At 65.9% G+C, this 14,914-nt stretch carries 17 protein-coding genes; 12 read left to right on the forward strand and 5 right to left on the reverse strand.

Annotated elements, in window-relative coordinates:
- The first annotated feature begins 9 nt into the window (after positions 1 to 9).
- Positions 10 to 1,716: an isovaleryl-CoA dehydrogenase gene (locus J3485_RS17415; RefSeq protein WP_206955132.1), complete on the forward strand. Its 1,707-nt coding sequence runs from the start codon at positions 10 to 12 to the stop codon at positions 1,714 to 1,716.
- A gap of 85 nt (positions 1,717 to 1,801) precedes the next feature.
- The gene (locus J3485_RS17420) at positions 1,802 to 3,220 is read left to right on the forward strand and encodes a coniferyl aldehyde dehydrogenase (RefSeq protein ID WP_206955134.1); all 1,419 of its coding nucleotides are present in this window, start codon (positions 1,802 to 1,804) and stop codon (positions 3,218 to 3,220) included.
- 54 nt (positions 3,221 to 3,274) lie between these two features.
- Here the strand turns inward: J3485_RS17420 and J3485_RS17425 are convergent, their stop codons facing one another.
- Entirely contained in the window at positions 3,275 to 4,309 is a 1,035-nt protein-coding gene (locus J3485_RS17425) for a serine/threonine protein kinase (RefSeq protein WP_206955144.1), read from the reverse strand.
- Positions 4,310 to 4,378: 69 nt separating this feature from the next.
- Positions 4,379 to 4,594 (reverse strand): hypothetical protein, encoded by a 216-nt coding sequence (locus J3485_RS17430; RefSeq protein ID WP_206955146.1) that lies wholly within the window; start codon positions 4,592 to 4,594, stop codon positions 4,379 to 4,381.
- A 342-nt stretch (positions 4,595 to 4,936) separates the two neighbouring features.
- Here J3485_RS17430 and J3485_RS29650 point away from each other — a divergent pair, with 342 nt between their 5' ends.
- From J3485_RS29650 to J3485_RS17440, 3 genes are all read left to right on the forward strand, one after another.
- The gene (locus J3485_RS29650) at positions 4,937 to 5,146 is read left to right on the forward strand and encodes a hypothetical protein (protein ID WP_242538595.1); all 210 of its coding nucleotides are present in this window, start codon (positions 4,937 to 4,939) and stop codon (positions 5,144 to 5,146) included.
- Between the two features lies 1 nt (position 5,147).
- Positions 5,148 to 6,356 (forward strand): MFS transporter, encoded by a 1,209-nt coding sequence (locus tag J3485_RS17435; RefSeq protein ID WP_309477023.1) that lies wholly within the window; start codon positions 5,148 to 5,150, stop codon positions 6,354 to 6,356.
- Positions 6,357 to 6,485: 129 nt separating this feature from the next.
- Positions 6,486 to 6,671, forward strand: coding sequence for a hypothetical protein (locus J3485_RS17440; protein ID WP_206955151.1), 186 nt, complete (start codon positions 6,486 to 6,488; stop codon positions 6,669 to 6,671).
- 57 nt (positions 6,672 to 6,728) lie between these two features.
- Here J3485_RS17440 and mgrA read toward each other — a convergent pair whose 3' ends face one another.
- Positions 6,729 to 7,772: an L-glyceraldehyde 3-phosphate reductase gene (gene mgrA / locus J3485_RS17445; protein WP_206955159.1), complete on the reverse strand. Its 1,044-nt coding sequence runs from the start codon at positions 7,770 to 7,772 to the stop codon at positions 6,729 to 6,731.
- A gap of 134 nt (positions 7,773 to 7,906) precedes the next feature.
- Here mgrA and J3485_RS17450 point away from each other — a divergent pair, with 134 nt between their 5' ends.
- Positions 7,907 to 8,113, forward strand: a complete 207-nt coding sequence (locus J3485_RS17450) for a DUF3185 family protein (RefSeq protein WP_206955857.1) — start codon at positions 7,907 to 7,909, stop codon at positions 8,111 to 8,113.
- A gap of 28 nt (positions 8,114 to 8,141) precedes the next feature.
- On the opposite strand, the gene J3485_RS17455 is transcribed toward J3485_RS17450, so the two are convergent.
- A complete protein-coding gene (locus tag J3485_RS17455; protein ID WP_206955167.1) occupies positions 8,142 to 8,903 on the reverse strand; it encodes a phytanoyl-CoA dioxygenase family protein in 762 nt (253 codons plus the stop codon).
- A gap of 337 nt (positions 8,904 to 9,240) precedes the next feature.
- On the opposite strand from J3485_RS17455, the gene J3485_RS17460 reads away from it, so the two are divergent.
- The 3 genes from J3485_RS17460 (at position 9,241) to J3485_RS17470 (ending at position 10,698) form a co-directional block, all read left to right on the forward strand.
- A complete protein-coding gene (locus J3485_RS17460) occupies positions 9,241 to 9,618 on the forward strand; it encodes a hypothetical protein (RefSeq protein WP_206955170.1) in 378 nt (125 codons plus the stop codon).
- A 63-nt stretch (positions 9,619 to 9,681) separates the two neighbouring features.
- Positions 9,682 to 9,900: a hypothetical protein gene (locus J3485_RS17465; protein WP_206955171.1), complete on the forward strand. Its 219-nt coding sequence runs from the start codon at positions 9,682 to 9,684 to the stop codon at positions 9,898 to 9,900.
- A gap of 165 nt (positions 9,901 to 10,065) precedes the next feature.
- A complete protein-coding gene (locus J3485_RS17470; protein WP_206955173.1) occupies positions 10,066 to 10,698 on the forward strand; it encodes a LysE family translocator in 633 nt (210 codons plus the stop codon).
- Positions 10,699 to 10,807: 109 nt separating this feature from the next.
- Here the strand turns inward: J3485_RS17470 and metK are convergent, their stop codons facing one another.
- The gene (gene metK, locus J3485_RS17475; RefSeq protein WP_206955175.1) at positions 10,808 to 11,995 is read right to left on the reverse strand and encodes a methionine adenosyltransferase; all 1,188 of its coding nucleotides are present in this window, start codon (positions 11,993 to 11,995) and stop codon (positions 10,808 to 10,810) included.
- Positions 11,996 to 12,296: 301 nt separating this feature from the next.
- Between metK and J3485_RS17480 the strand changes: the two genes are divergently transcribed.
- The 3 genes from J3485_RS17480 to J3485_RS17490 all read left to right on the forward strand — a co-directional run bounded on the left by J3485_RS17480 (position 12,297) and on the right by J3485_RS17490 (position 14,892).
- Positions 12,297 to 13,184, forward strand: coding sequence for a lipid A biosynthesis lauroyl acyltransferase (locus J3485_RS17480; protein ID WP_206955177.1), 888 nt, complete (start codon positions 12,297 to 12,299; stop codon positions 13,182 to 13,184).
- Between the two features lie 41 nt (positions 13,185 to 13,225).
- Entirely contained in the window at positions 13,226 to 14,092 is an 867-nt protein-coding gene (gene dapF, locus J3485_RS17485) for a diaminopimelate epimerase (protein WP_206955180.1), read from the forward strand.
- A 62-nt stretch (positions 14,093 to 14,154) separates the two neighbouring features.
- Positions 14,155 to 14,892, forward strand: a complete 738-nt coding sequence (locus tag J3485_RS17490) for a DUF484 family protein (protein ID WP_206955182.1) — start codon at positions 14,155 to 14,157, stop codon at positions 14,890 to 14,892.
- The last annotated feature ends 22 nt before the right edge of the window (positions 14,893 to 14,914 follow it).

The following is a 14,914-nucleotide window of genomic DNA, read 5'->3' on the forward strand; positions in this document are numbered from 1 at the left end:
ACGCCAACGATGGAACCGCAGGCCCCGCCGGCCACGCATGAAGTCACGAATCAGGTCCCGCCGCTCGAGCACTACAACCTCTACGAGAGCGATGGGGCACTCATGGCCGCCGTCGAACGCGAAGGCGCCGCGTGGCATGCGCCGGCGCTCGCGCGCGACGGCGCGGCGCTCGGCACGCCCGACGTCCTCGCACTCGCCGGCGCAGCGAACCGCCATGTGCCGGAGCTCTTCACGTTCAGCCCGCGCGGCGAGCGCATCGACACGCTCGAGTTTCATCCAAGCTGGCATCGGCTGCTCGCGCTGCTGCGTCAGGAAGGGCTGCACGCGTTGCCGTTCGACACGCCTCGCGCGGGTGCGATGGCCGCGCGCTGCGCCGGCTACTTCCTGCATGCGCAACTCGAATCGGGTTCGCTCTGCCCGCTGACGATGACGTTCGCGAGCATTCCCGTGCTGCAGCGCGAGCAAGCGTTGTTCGCTCGATTGGCCGGGAAGCTCTACGCGCGCGAGCACGATCCAAGCGATGCGCCGCTCGAACGCAAACGCTCGATGATGATCGGCATGGGCATGACGGAAAAGCAAGGCGGCTCCGACGTACGCACGAATCAAACGCGCGCATCGGCACTCGGCGCCGCATCGGGACGAGGCGCCGAATACCGGCTCGTCGGCCACAAATGGTTCTTCTCCGCGCCGCAATGCGACGCGCATCTCGTGCTCGCACGCACGGGTGCCGACGCGCCGCTCTCGTGCTTTTACGTGCCGCGCTACGCGCCCGACGGCACACGCAACGCGATCCGCGTTCAGCGTCTGAAAGACAAGCTCGGCAATCGCTCCAACGCGAGCAGCGAAATCGAGTTCGTCGATGCCTACGGCCTCATGATCGGCGACGAAGGGCGCGGCGTGCCGACGATCATCGAGATGGCGAACTACACGCGCCTCGATTGTGTGATCGGCAGCGCGGCACTCATGCGCGCAGCGCTGGTGCAAGCGATTCATCATGCGCGCCACCGCGTCGCATTCTCGCGGCGGCTCGTCGATCAACCGCTGATGCGCAACGTGCTGGCCGATCTCGCACTCGAAACCGAAGCCGCAACGGTATTGTTCATGCGCCTTGCGCGCGCTTTCGATGCGCATTTGGTCGCCGAGCGGGCGGGCATGAGCGAGGGCGATGCCGAGCGGGCCTGGCGCCGTATCGTCACGCCGGCGGCCAAGTTCTGGGTTTGCAAGCGCGCGCTCGAGTTCACCGGCGAGGCAATGGAGGTATGGGGGGGCAACGGCTACGTCGAAGAGGGGCCGATGGCGCGCTTCTATCGCGAAGCGCCCGTCAACTCGATTTGGGAAGGCTCGGGCAACGTCATGTGTCTCGACGTGCTGCGCGCGCTCGAACGCGACCCGCAAGGCGTGCAAGCGCTGCTCGGCGAATGGCGGGCCGATGCACACGAAGCACCGGCGCTGGCCTTAGCGCTCGACGCATTGGAAGCATCGCTCGCCGCGCCGCCCGAGGTGCGCGAGGCCGGCGCGCGCAGGCTCGCGCAGCAACTCGTGCTGTACGCACAAGCGGCCTTGCTGCTGCACACCGCACCAACGCAGCCGGCACAAGCGTTCATCGCGACGCGTCTGGCCGACGCCGGTGCGGGGGCCAGCGGGCGCGTCTACGGCACGCTGCCCGCCTCGTTCGATCACGGCGCCATCGTCGCGCGCGCGTTCGACGCCGCGTGAACGTCGAAGGCTACCCGCTACTCACGGTCGTCGGTTCGACGCCGGTGAGGTGCGCAGCGGAAGGCCGCAGTAGGAGACAAACGGAATGAAGAACGATTTGCCCCGCGCCACCGCGCTCGACGCATTGCTGCATCTGCAACGCGAGGCATACGCACGCGAGCCGTACCCGTCATGGGACACGAGAGCGGCGCATCTGAAGGCGCTGCGCGCGATGCTGCTCGAAAACGTCGACGCCCTGGCCCAAGCGCTCGATGCCGATTTCGGCCAGCGCTCGAAGGCCGAACTGCTGCTTTCCGAGCTCTGGCTCGTCAAGAGCGAAATCGATACGGCACTCAAGCACGGCAAGCACTGGATGAAACCGCAGCGGCGCGCCACGGGCATGTGGCTGAAACCCGCGATGGCGAAGGTGATACCTCAGCCGCTCGGCGTCGTCGGCATCGTTGCGCCGTGGAATTATCCGATCCTGCTGGCCGTCGGCCCGCTGATCTGCGCGCTGGCGGCCGGCAACCGCGCGCTGATCAAGATGTCCGAGCTCACGCCGCGCACGGCCGAGCTGTTTCGCCAGTTGATCGCGCGCACGTTCGCGCGCGAGCAGGTGGCTGTCGTGACCGGCGATGCCTCGGTCGGCGCCGCCTTCTGCGCGCTACCGGTCGATCATCTGATCTTCACCGGCTCGACCGCCGTCGGCCGAGAGGTCATGCGCGCCGCCGGGGCCAATCTGACGCCCGTCACGCTCGAACTCGGCGGAAAATCGCCGGCGATCATCGGGCCGCATGCTCGCTTCGATGCCGCCGTCGATAGCATCGTGGCCGGCAAGTCGCTCAACGCCGGACAAACCTGCATCGCACCCGACTATGTGCTCGTGCCGCGCGGGATGGAGCGAGCGTTCGTCGAGCGAGCCCGCGCACGCGTCGCGCGGCTTTACCCCGACTTCGCGCGCAACCGCGACTACACGACGCTCGTATCCGAGCGCCACTTCGAACGCATGCGCAATTTAGCCGATCAAGCGGTCTCGCTCGGCGCCGCGCTCCATCCGCTGACCGATGCGTTGCCCGACGCATCGCGCAGGCAATTCCCGCCGTGCGTCGTGACGAACGCGCCCGACACGTGCGCGTTGATGCAAGAGGAGATCTTCGGGCCGCTGTTGCCGATCGTGCCGTACGACACGCTCGACGACGCGATTCGCTATGTCAACGCCCGGCCGCGGCCGCTCGCGCTCTATCTGTTCGACGACGCGCGCAGAACCGTCGAGCGCGTGTTGCACGAGACCGTCTCGGGCGGCGTTGCCGTCAACGAGACGCTGCTGCATATCGCCTGCGAGGGATTGCCGTTCGGCGGGGTGGGTGCGAGCGGTATCGGCGCGTACCACGGGCACGACGGCTTCGTGACGTTCTCGAAGATGAAGCCCGTGCTCGTGCAGCCGCGCTTGAACGCGCGCTCGCTGCTGCTGCCGCCATATGGACGACGCTTTCACGCCATCATGCGGCTCATGTTCAAGCTATGAGGCGATAGGCGAGCGCGCAACAGGAAGCCATTGAAGCGCGCGGCCGAGCGCGGCTCAGACCGGCCAAAGCGGCCCTTCCTGCATCGCGCCGATCTGCTCGCGCAGTTCCAGCACGCGCGCTTCCCAGTATCGCTGCGTGTTGAACCACGGGAACGCGGCCGGAAACGCGGGATCGTCCCAACGGCGCGCGAGCCACGCGGCGTAGTGCATCAAGCGCAGCGTGCGTAGCGCTTCGATCAGATGCAGCTCGCGCGGCTCGAATTCGCTAAAGTCCTCGTAGCCGGCGAGCAGATCGGTCAGCGCATGCGATGCGTCCGCGCGCCCACCGGGCAGCAGCAACCACAAGTCCTGGATAGCGGGGCCCGTGCGGCTGTCGTCGAAATCGACGAAGTGAGGGCCCGCATCGGTCCAGAGCACGTTGCTCGCATGGCAATCGCCGTGCAGTCGCAGGTAGGCCACCTCGCCCGCGGCGTCGAATGCCCGTTCGACGCCTTCGAGCGCCAGCGTTGCCGCCGCCTCGTACGAAGCGCGCAGCTCGGGCGGAACGAAGTCGTGCGAGAGCAGGAAATCGCGCGACTCATAGCCGAACGTGGCGATGTCGAGCGTAGGCCGCGCCGCGTAAGGCTTTCGCTTGCCGATCGCATGAATGCGGCCGATGAAGCGCCCCATCCACTCGAGCGTGTCACGCCGGTCTAGATCGGGCGCGCGGCCACCGCGCCGCTCGAAGACAGAGAATCGAAAACCGTTGAACGCGTGTAGCGTGCATCCGCCGATCTCTCGCGCCGGCACGACGGGTATCTCCGCTTCGGCAAGCTCGGCGACGAACGTGTGCTCCTCGAGAATCGCTTCGTCGGACCAGCGCTGCGGCCGATAGAATTTCGCGACGACCGGCGGCCCGTCCTCCACGCCGACCTGATAGACGCGATTTTCGTAACTGTTGAGCGGCAGCAGACGCCCATCGGTGCGCACGCCGCTCGACGCCAGCACGCTGTCGAGCGCGTCGAGCACGCATTCCGGCGTGAGCCGGGTGAAGGGGTGCGCGGCGGCTGCGTCGCGCGTGTCGGGGGAATCGGAAAAAGGCTCGTCCATGCCGGCATTGTGCCGCATCGGCACACGGCCCGGCGTACCGCTACCGTCGATATTCGCGAAAACCGAACTTCAATGGACCAGCGAGCCGGCTGGACGCGCGACGAGATCGCCCGTATCGATCAAGTCTTCGAGAAAGAACGGCTCCGTATTCAATTGCAAGGACGCGCCGGGCTCCCCTGCAAACCAAACGACCATCGCCATATCGCCGAGTATGCGCATGACGATCCCGCGCGCGCCTGACGGCACGGCAATATGCACGGACCTGACGATAGAACCGACTTGCATGATGTCTCCCCCCGGGGGCATTTGAACGTAACTCGATTGTTCCCGGAACCGGCTATCGAGGAAAGCCGAATGTAACGGCCTATTGACCGCTATTTCTCAAGATCACCCTTACAAAAGACTGACTCGCCGCACGCGCCTCGCGCATTTCGTACGAGGCGGTATAGTCCAAGCATAAGCGCGTGGCGCGCGATACGCTCGCGGCAATGCAACACGCCCGGTCGGTAAATTCGCACGAGCCGCAAGAATTGCGCATCCGAGCGGCGCGACGCACCGCCCGATCGCGGCCGCTCGCGCGGGATGGCGCCCATGCCGGCGCGACGGGCACCGATAGGAGAACGATCGATGAACGAGCTTTCGCAACGCGGCACGCGGCCTGCCCGCTGCATACGGGCGCTCGGCGCCGCCGGCTTCGCCCTCGCGCTGTGCGCCTGCGCGCATGACGGCCTCGACGACGTCAAACCGACGGCCACGACAGCGTATCGCGCCCCGCAGCCCGGCGCGCCGCAGCCATCGCCGGCGACAGGTCCGGCCACCGCGCCGACACGGGAGTGACGTGCCGGCAACCGCCCCGTTTCTCGAGCGCGGCTCGCGCGCTTACTGGCGAGCGAGCCTCGCGCTGCTCTTTGCCGGCTATGCAACGTTCTCGCTGCTCTACTGCGTGCAGCCGCTGTTGCCGGCGTTCTCCATCACGTTCGGCACGACGCCCGCGCAAAGCAGTCTCGCCGTCTCGCTGACGACGGCCGTGCTCGCCTTCGCGATTTTCGCGGCCGGCTTCGTGTCCGAAGGCTTGAGCCGGCATCGGCTGATGACCGCTTCGCTGACCGTCTCGGCGCTGCTGACGCTCGCGATCTCGATCGTCCCTCGTTGGCCGCAACTGCTGGCGCTACGCGCGCTCGAAGGCGCGGCGCTCGGCGGCGTGCCGGCCGTCGCGATGGCCTACCTGGCCGAGGAGGTCCACCCGGACGGGCTCGGCCTGGCGATGGGCCTTTACGTCGGGGGCACGGCAATCGGCGGGATGGCTGGGCGCGTCATCGCCGGCACGCTCGCCGATCTGCTCTCTTGGCGCACGTCGATCGCCGTCATCGGCGTGCTGGGGCTCGGGTCGATGCTCGTATTCCGTTGGCTGCTGCCGCCCTCGCGGCATTTCGTCCCACGACGCGGCCTTCCCCTCGCCCATCACCGCGAAGCGCTCGCCGCGCACCTAGCCGAACCGGAGTTGCGGGTGCTGTTCGCGATGGCATTCGTGTTGATGGGCGGCTTCGTCACGCTGTACAACTACGTCGGCTACCGGCTACTCGCGCCGCCCTATGACCTGAGCCAAGCACAGATCGGCGCGATTTTCGTCGTCTATCTGGCCGGCGTCGTTGCCTCGCCGTTTTCGGGGCGGATGGCCGATCTATTCGGCCGCGCGCGCGTCTTGATCGCGAGCCTCGTGCTGATGCTCGCAGGCGTTGCGCTGATGCAGTTCACGCCGATCGCGGCGATCGTGACCGGCATTGCCTGCGTCACTTTCGGCTTTTTCGCGGGACACGCGGTGGCAAGCGGATGGGTGGGGCGCCTCGCGCAGCACGCCAAAGGACAGGCCGCTGCGTTGTATCTGCTCGCGTACTACTTAGGGTCGAGCCTCGTCGGCTGGTACGGGGGCCGCTGCTTCGGCGCTTACGGCTGGAACGGCGTGACCGTGCTCGTCGGCGCGTTGCTGTGCCTAGGCCTCGCCGCCGCCGTTTGGCTTCGATTGCGCGAACGGCGCGGCGCCGCCTAGCGCCAAGCTCGCACCGCTCGCGCTCGTCGCACGTAGGCTCCACGGCAAATCGCGCGGCGTCTCCTATACTCGAACAACGCCGGTTCACGCTTGCAGCGTTGCACCGCAGCGAATCAAGAGGAGACGAGCATGCCGACTTACTTCACGATCAGCGACTTCATCCTCGTCATTCCGATGGCGCTGGCAGGCGCGCTGTTCCTAGGCGCGCTGCCGACGTCGTCGCGCGCGCTGCACAACGTCCTGCGTGTGCTGGGCGCGCTGCTTGGCGTCGTTTTCGCCGTCGTGCTCGTCGAAGGGCTGCCAGCGCTGATGTAGCGACGCAGGCCCATTCGACGATCGACGAACCGGCGGCGCCCGATCCGGTCGCGCGCTTCAGATGCGCTGATCGGTCGAAGGTTTTTCCCAGAGATTGATGCCGCCCTCGGTGGCGTAGCGGTCGATCTCGGCAATCTCCTCGCTCGAGAACGAGAGGTTCGCGAGCGCCCCGACGTTTTCGCGCACTTGCTCCGGCCGGCTCGCGCCAATGAGCGAGGAGGTCACACGCGCATCGCGCAGCACCCAGGCGAGCGCCATCTGCGCAAGACTTTGGCCGCGCCGCTTTGCAATCTCGTCGAGCTTGCGCACGTGCTCGATGTTTTCGGGCCTCAAATGGCTTTGCTGGAACGAGCCCCCGCCGGGCTTGTTGATACGCGCGTCGGCCGGCACACCGTTCAGATACTTCGACGTCAACAGCCCCTGCGCGAGCGGCGTGAAAGCGATGCAGCCGGTGCCCAACTCATCGAGTGCGCCGAGCAGTTCATGCTCGATCCAACGATTGAGCATGTTGTACGAGGGCTGATGGATGAGCAGCGGAACTTTGTGCTCGCGCAACAGCGGCACCATCTCGCGCGTCTTCGCGGCCGAGTACGAAGAAATGCCGATGTAGAGCGCCTTGCCTTGATGCACGGCGCTCGCGAGCGCCGCGGCCGTTTCCTCGAGCGGCGTATCGGCGTCGAACCGGTGTGAATAGAAGATGTCGACGTAGTCGAGCCCCATGCGTCGCAGGCTCTGATCGAGGCTCGCGAGCACGTATTTGCGCGAGCCGCCGCCCTGGCCGTACGGCCCGGGCCACATGTCCCAGCCCGCTTTCGTCGAAATCAACAACTCGTCGCGATAGGGACGGAAATCGTCTTTGAAGAGCCGGCCGAAATTCGTTTCGGCGCTGCCATAGGGCGGCCCGTAGTTGTTGGCCAAATCGAAGTGGTTAATGCCGAGATCGAACGCCGTGCGCAAGATCTCGCGCTGCGTCGAGAGCGGCGTCGTATCGCCGAAGTTGTGCCATAGGCCGAGCGACAAGGCCGGCAGCTTCAGCCCCGAGCGGCCGCAGGTGCGGTATTGCATGTCCGAGTAGCGGGCGCAGGCGGCTTCATAGGCCATGAGAGTCCTCGATGAGTGCGTGGATGGATTCGCCGGCGATACCGCTGCGCGACGACGATGGGTGCGAACCGATGGACACGTGCACGGCAAGTTTCATACACTGCCGCCTGCTCGAACCAACGATGAGAGAGTCCATGATCAAAGCGATTTCCGTGGCGTTGATCGCGGGTGGCGTCGTGCTGCTGTATTTCGGCGGCCAGTCGTTCCATTCGCTCGCCAACGATGTCTCGCGCGTCTTCACGGGCGCCCCCACCAACAAGACGATTTGGCTCATCGCGGGCGGCGTCGTCGCGACGCTCGCCGGCATCATCGGGCTGACGGCATCCTCCGGCAAGCGCTGACCGGCCCCGGCTGGCCGCGCTGCGCCGCTCACACCGCCACTTCAGGTTTGGAAGCCGAGCGCGTACCGGGCAACGGTACGTTGCTCGCACCGTGGTACGTGAACACGAGCGAGTACTTGACATCGTCGGTAACGTTTTGGCCCGCCGAATGCAACGTGTTGCAATGGAAAAAGACGACGTCTCCCGCGTCGAGTTCCGGCGACACGGCCGTGCGGATCAACGCTTCGTTCTCGGGCAGGTCCGCGCGGAAAAACTTCTGAGCGTCGAATCGTTCCGACGTGAACGTCATCGCATGCGAGCCGGGCACGAGCCACAACGCGCCGTTGCCGGCCGTTTCCTTGCCGAGCGCGAGCCAGCTCGAGACGAGATCGTCGCGCTCGAACGACCAATAGCGCGCATCGCGATGCCAGCCCGTCAAGCTACCGTACGCGGGGTGCTTCGTCATCATGCAGTTGTGATGGGCGCGCGAAAGACGCGGTGCTTCGCCGAAATACAGCTCCATCCAGCCTTTGACTTCGGGTGCCGTCGCCCATTCGCGAAAGAGCGCATCGCGCGCGTAGGCATCGAGCAGACGCCGCACCGTATGCCCCCCAGGCGCGTGCTTCGAATCCGGAGCACCCGGATAGCGCAGATCGGCTTCGTATTCGACCGGCTGCGCCGCCTCCTGCAATTGCTGCATCGCAATAGCTTTGAGCACGGCACACCGCTCGCGCGACACGAGCCCTTTCACGACGACGAAGCCGCGCTCGCGCAGCTCCTGCACTTGTTCTTTTTTCGATTGCGCTGACATGAAACCTTCCTTGCTGGAGGGCCCGCTTCGGGCGGAAACGTTTTATTTTAAAGCGCGCGAGGAGAGTGCGTCGCCGCCCCGCTGAAGTGCAAGGGTCGGCACGACTTACACATGTCACGAATCGCGTGTAGGCTGCTCTGCATGTCGATCGTCGTCACCCGCCGCTTGCGACCCCGTTTTGCGTCGCGCGCCGCCGCGTGTTCACCGCCGTCTCCACCGATTTCGCGCTCGCCGCACACACCGGCCCAAGCCCGCTCGATAAGCGGGTGGCACGGTTGCTGCGTCGCTGCAGCGGCCTCGCCGCCGTCGCGGGACCGCTCACTGCTTTCTCCTTGCCATGCATAAACGTCTCGCCTCTCGTGTCTCTCGTCATACGCAACAGCGTCTGACGCTCAGTCCCGCCCGCCTGGTCCGCCGTGCATCGGCGCGCGCGCTGCGGCACCACGTCGCGCGCACACGCGTGCTGCCGCGCCGCGATGCAGCCCCTCTGGCGACGGCGCGCGCGGGCGGATTGCTGCGCGCTTGGCTGCGCGCCGTGATTTCGGCGCTGCGCACCGGCACGCGTGGGCGCCGCTTGCTATTGCGAAGGCTGCTGCGTCGCACGACGATTCGTCGCTCGTCGATTGCCGGCACTCAGCATGCCGCGTCCATCGGCAGTCGCCGGCCGCGTCGGCTTTCGGCCAGTGCGGGATGGTTCGCATTCGCGGCGCGCTAGCGCGAGCGTAAAATCGGGAAATCCATAGCGATTGGCCCGGCCGCATGTGTCCGGGATGCTGCGATGAATACGCCCACTCCCCAAGAACGGCCGCATAAGGGCCCGTCCAAGCGTACGCTGAACGTGCTCACCGCGCTCGTCGGCGTCGGAACGCTCGCGGCCGGCGTCGGCTGGCTCGTCTACAGTTGGATGACCGATCTCGACGTGCCCTATTTCGCGATTCCGCTCGTGCTTTGCGTGCCCGTCATCGCAGCGGTGGCCTTTCGTAACTGCTGGGATTGAGCCTGCAGGCCGATCGTCGCGATGCTCGTTCTTGGCAACGCGGCGCGCACCCTTTGCGCCGCGGACAAACAGCCGCGACTTTCTACGAAATTGCCCACTCGCGCCAAGGCGATCGCTTTCGATATACTCGATCGAATCGAGTTGAACAAAGCGAGAATCGTCGACATGCATGAAACTACGCTGTTCCTATTCGCCGCAGTCTCATGCGTCGGCATCGCGACGCCCGGCCCCACCGTATTGCTCGCGTTGACGAACGGCTCCCGCTACGGTGTGCGGCGCGCCACCTACGGCTTCGCGGGTGCCGTCGCCTCCGATTTCGTACTGATCTGCGCCGTCGCGCTGGGCCTCGGCGCGCTGCTGGCGGCGTCGGTGTTTTGGTTTACGGTCGTGAAATGGGTCGGCGCTGCGTATCTCGCCTATGTGGGTATCCGCTTGCTGACGTCGAACGGCACGTTCGATGCCGCTACCGATAGCGCCCAAGCGAGCGGCGACAGCGATCGCGCGATCTTCCTGAAGAGTTTCCTGACAGCCGTGACGAACCCGAAAGGCTATCTATTCTTTTCGGCATTCCTGCCGCAGTTCATTGCGCCGTCATCGCCGCTCGCGCCACAGTACGTCGCGCTCGCCGTCACGTTTGCGCTGCTCGATCTGTCGATCATGTTCGGCTACGCGCTCTTGGGCGCCCGTGCTATTCGGCTGCTCAAGCAAACGGGGGCGCGGTGGCTCGAACGCATCAGCGGCGCGATGCTGATCGCGCTGGCCGGCTCGCTCGCGCTCTATCGGCGCCATGCGGCGTGAACGATAGCCGCGTGGTCACTACACCGTGGCCAAAATAAAGAAACCCCGGCACTAAACCGGGGTTTTCATCGCACTGTTACCGCGCTCTACCGAACGCGGCCAGCAGGGATCACGCCACTTCCGCCACGGGCTCCGTGCCGGCCGCCTCGGCCAGCACGAGCGCCTTGTCGGTCGCTTCCCACGAAAACTCGGGTTCCTCGCGACCGAAGTGGCCGTAGGCCGCCGTCTTCTCGTAGACGGGGCGCAGCAAGTCGAGCATCTGGATGATGCCCTTCGGACGCAGATCGAAATGCTCGCGCACGAGCGCCGTGATCGTGGCATCGGACACCTTGCCCGTGCCGAACGTATTGACCATGACGGACGTGGGCTGCGCCACGCCGATCGCATACGACACCTGGATCAAGCAGCGCGATGCCAGGCCCGCGGCCACGATGTTCTTGGCGACGTAGCGGCCCGCGTAAGCGGCCGAACGGTCGACCTTCGACGGATCCTTGCCCGAGAACGCGCCGCCGCCGTGCGGCGCCGCGCCGCCGTACGTATCGACGATGATCTTACGGCCCGTCAAACCGCAGTCGCCCTGCGGCCCGCCGATGACGAAACGGCCCGTCGGATTGACGAGGAACTTGATGTCGCCCTTGATCAGCTCGGCCGGCAGCGTCGGCTTGATGACTTCCTCGATCACGGCTTCGCGCAGCGCGGCAAGCTCGATGTCCGGCGCGTGCTGCGTCGAAAGGACGACAGTGTCGATCGAATGCGGTTTGCCGTCGACGTAGCGCACCGTCACCTGCGACTTCGCGTCGGGACGCAGCCAAGGCAGGCGGCCGTCGCGGCGCAGGGACGCTTGGCGCTCGACGAGCCGGTGCGACAGGTGGATCGGCAACGGCATGAGCTCGGGCGTTTCGTCGCAGGCATAGCCGAACATCAAGCCCTGGTCGCCCGCGCCTTGATCGAGGTTGTCGTCGTGCGCGCGATTCACGCCTTGCGCGATGTCGGGCGATTGCTTGTCGTAGGCGACGAGCACTGCGCAGCCGCGATAGTCGATGCCGTAATCGGTGTTGTCGTAGCCGATGCGCTTGATCGTGTCGCGCGCGACTTGGATGTAATCGACGTTGGCCGTCGTCGTGATTTCACCGGCCAGCACGACGAGGCCCGTGTTGCAGAGCGTTTCGGCGGCTACGCGCGAGTATTTGTCCTGCGCGAGGATCGCGTCGAGGATGGCGTCCGAGATTTGGTCGGCAACCTTGTCGGGATGGCCTTCGGAAACGGATTCGGACGTGAAGAGGTAGTCGTTTGCCACGTTGCAGACTCCTGGGTTACGGTGTTTGTGTTCACGTAGCCAGCTCCGGGAGCCTGAAGCGGCGACGCTTTAGCGGACTTCTCGTGTCATCCGGACGCGGCTAGCACCCGGCGACTTCGCCCCGCAAGTTGTCTATTAACTCGGCGAAGCCCGTATTATAACGGCTTCTCGAGAATGTCACAGAGCGAATTGCCATGTGCCTTCCCCTCTATTCATCGCATTGCGCGTCGCATCCATCCATAGCGCCTGCCGTCATGCCGGCGCGATATTCGTTTTGCTCGTTCGTGCGCGAGGGCCGGGCATGCTGAAACGGATCGGCACGAAGTGCGTCATCGGCCTGCTCAAGTTTCTCGCGATCTTGCCGTATGGTTTCGTCGCGCGCCTGGGCGATGGCCTCGGCTGGCTGCTCTACCAAATCCCGAGCGGGCGGCGGCGCATCGTTCATACGAACCTGGCGCTGTGCTTTCCCGAATGGAGCGCGCAAAAGCGCAAAGAAATCGCGCAGAGGCACTTTCGTCACGCAATCCGCAGCTACGTCGAACGCAGCGTGCAGTGGTTCGGCTCGCTCGAGCAGCTCGAGAAGCTCGTCGAAGTCGACAGCGACGTGGATTTGACCGACCCCAACATGCCGCCTACCTTGCTGCTCGGCTTTCACTTCGTCGGCATCGAGGCAGGCTCGGTCTTCATCAACATCGCGCTGCAACGCCAATGCGCCGCGCTCTACCAGCCGATGTCGAACCCCGAGTTCGAAGAAGTCGCGAAGCAAGCGCGCGGCCGGTTCGGCGCCGACATGGCGAGCCGCGCCGACAGCGCCCGCGTCGTGCTGCGCTGGCTGCGCGAGCGCAAGCCCGTGATGCTCGGCGCCGATATGGACTACGGCTTGCGCAATTCGACCTTCGTGCCGTTCTTCGGCATCCCGACATGCACGCTCACAGCGGTCGGCCGCTTCGCGCAAGTGGGCCGCGCGCGGGTCCTGCCCTTCATCGGCGAGGTGCTGCCGAACTACAAAGGATATCGGCTCAAAGTCTTCAAACCTTGGGACGACTACCCCACGGGCAGCGACGACGCCGACGCGCGCCGCATGAACGCGTTCCTCGAAGAGCAGATTCCGCGCATGCCCGAGCAGTACTACTGGGTGCACAAGCGGTTCAAGACACGGCCGCCCGGCATGCCGAGCGTCTACGATTAGGCGACGCCCGGAGCGTCCCTTCCGCTTACAATAGCGCGATCATGAAGCTCAAGTTCACCAAGATGCATGGCACGGGCAACGACTTCGTCGTGCTCGACGGCTACAGCCGGCCGCTCGCCCTGACGAGCGAGCAGGTGCGCGCGCTCGCCGATCGCCATTTCGGCATCGGGGCCGATCAGTTGCTGCTCGTCGAGCGGCCCACGGTCGAAGGCGCCGATTTCAAGTACCGCATCTTCAATTGCGACGGCGGCGAAGTCGAGCACTGCGGCAACGGGGCGCGCTGCTTCGTCAAGTTCGTTCGCGACCAAGGGCTGACCGAGAAGCGCAGCGTCCGAGTGCAGGTACACGGCGGGCTCATCACGCTGACGATGCAGGGAAACGGCGAAGTCGTCGTCGACATGGGCAGCCCCGTGCTCGAGCCTGCACGCGTACCGTTCGACGCGAACGGCCTTACCGGCCGCCGCGAAGGCGCCGATACGCTCTGGCCCGTCGAGATCGACGGCGGCACGCACTGGGTGTCGGTCGTATCGATGGGCAATCCGCACGCCGTGCAAGTCGTCGACGACGTCCGCACGCTTCCGGTGGCCGCCGTCGGCCCCAAGGTCGAGCATCACGCGCGCTTTCCCCAGCGCGTCAACGCGGGTTTCATGCAGGTGCTCTCGCGCCGGGAAATCGCGCTGCGCGTGTTCGAGCGCGGCGCCGGCGAAACGCTCGCCTGCGGCACGGGCGCCTGCGCGGCCGTCGTGGCGGGCATCCGCCGGGGGCTCCTGGACTCGCCGGTCACGGTCCGCGCGCTCGGCGGCACGCTGACGATCGCCTGGGACGGCGCGCGCGACGAAGCCGCCCCCCTCTTGATGTCGGGCCCCGCCGCGACCGTGTTCGAGGGCGAGATCGAGCTCGCCGGCTGATACCGATACGGCACGCCCGCCTTTTCCGCCCATCCGCTTTTGCACGCATCTTTGCCGCCACCATGACCGATCGCGAAGTCGCCGACTACCTGCTCGCCAATCCGGAATTCTTCTCGCAACACGCGGAGCTGTTGGCCGCGATCCGGCTCGCCAATCCGCACGGCAAAGCCGCGGTCTCGCTCCAAGAGCGGCAGATGGACATGCTGCGCGAAAAGAACAAGCTGCTCGAGCGGCGCCTCGCCGAGCTCGTGCGCTACGGCCACGAAAACGACGGCATCGCCGCCAAGTTCAACCGCTGGACGGCGCGCGTGATCGCCGAGCGCGACGCCCACGCGCTGCCGCGCACGGTCGCGCAGGGCCTCATGGAGGTGTTCGACGTGCCGCAGGCTGCGCTGCGCATCTGGGACGTCGCCGACACCTATCGCGACGCCGACTTCGCGCGCCAAGTGGGCGAGGAGGTACGGCTGTTCGCAAACGGACTCGACGCCCCCTACTGCGGCGCCAACGCAGGGTTCGAGGCGGCGCACTGGCTGGCCATCGGCGATGCCGCTGGCGCGACGAGCGACGTCGGTGCCGGTGCTGTTCAATCGATCGCGCTGCTTGCGCTGCGCGAACCGCGGGCGCTCGGCAACGATGCGTCCCAGGACGGCGCGCTGGCAGAGCCCGCGGCACCGGCGTTCGGCCTGCTCGTGATGGGCTCGCCCGATCCGCGCCGCTTCCACGACGGCATGGCGACCGATTTCTTGATGCAGATCGGCACGCTCGCGAGCGCGGCGCTAAGCCGCCTGCTCGCGCGATAAGGCCGCGGCCAGCACGCGCCTC

Source organism: Trinickia acidisoli (genome assembly GCF_017315725.1).
Classification (GTDB): domain Bacteria; phylum Pseudomonadota; class Gammaproteobacteria; order Burkholderiales; family Burkholderiaceae; genus Trinickia; species Trinickia acidisoli.

Coding starts and splice junctions, on each gene's coding strand:
- J3485_RS17415 (WP_206955132.1), top strand. CDS start 10: ATGGAACCGCAGGCCCCGCCGGCCACGCATGAAGTCACGAATCAGGTC.
- J3485_RS17420 (WP_206955134.1), top strand. CDS start 1,802: ATGAAGAACGATTTGCCCCGCGCCACCGCGCTCGACGCATTGCTGCAT.
- J3485_RS17425 (WP_206955144.1), bottom strand. CDS start 4,309: ATGGACGAGCCTTTTTCCGATTCCCCCGACACGCGCGACGCAGCCGCC.
- J3485_RS17430 (WP_206955146.1), bottom strand. CDS start 4,594: ATGCAAGTCGGTTCTATCGTCAGGTCCGTGCATATTGCCGTGCCGTCA.
- J3485_RS29650 (WP_242538595.1), top strand. CDS start 4,937: ATGAACGAGCTTTCGCAACGCGGCACGCGGCCTGCCCGCTGCATACGG.
- J3485_RS17440 (WP_206955151.1), top strand. CDS start 6,486: ATGCCGACTTACTTCACGATCAGCGACTTCATCCTCGTCATTCCGATG.
- mgrA (WP_206955159.1), bottom strand. CDS start 7,772: ATGGCCTATGAAGCCGCCTGCGCCCGCTACTCGGACATGCAATACCGC.
- J3485_RS17450 (WP_206955857.1), top strand. CDS start 7,907: ATGATCAAAGCGATTTCCGTGGCGTTGATCGCGGGTGGCGTCGTGCTG.
- J3485_RS17455 (WP_206955167.1), bottom strand. CDS start 8,903: ATGTCAGCGCAATCGAAAAAAGAACAAGTGCAGGAGCTGCGCGAGCGC.
- J3485_RS17460 (WP_206955170.1), top strand. CDS start 9,241: ATGCATAAACGTCTCGCCTCTCGTGTCTCTCGTCATACGCAACAGCGT.
- J3485_RS17465 (WP_206955171.1), top strand. CDS start 9,682: ATGAATACGCCCACTCCCCAAGAACGGCCGCATAAGGGCCCGTCCAAG.
- J3485_RS17470 (WP_206955173.1), top strand. CDS start 10,066: ATGCATGAAACTACGCTGTTCCTATTCGCCGCAGTCTCATGCGTCGGC.
- J3485_RS17480 (WP_206955177.1), top strand. CDS start 12,297: ATGCTGAAACGGATCGGCACGAAGTGCGTCATCGGCCTGCTCAAGTTT.
- dapF (WP_206955180.1), top strand. CDS start 13,226: ATGAAGCTCAAGTTCACCAAGATGCATGGCACGGGCAACGACTTCGTC.
- J3485_RS17490 (WP_206955182.1), top strand. CDS start 14,155: ATGACCGATCGCGAAGTCGCCGACTACCTGCTCGCCAATCCGGAATTC.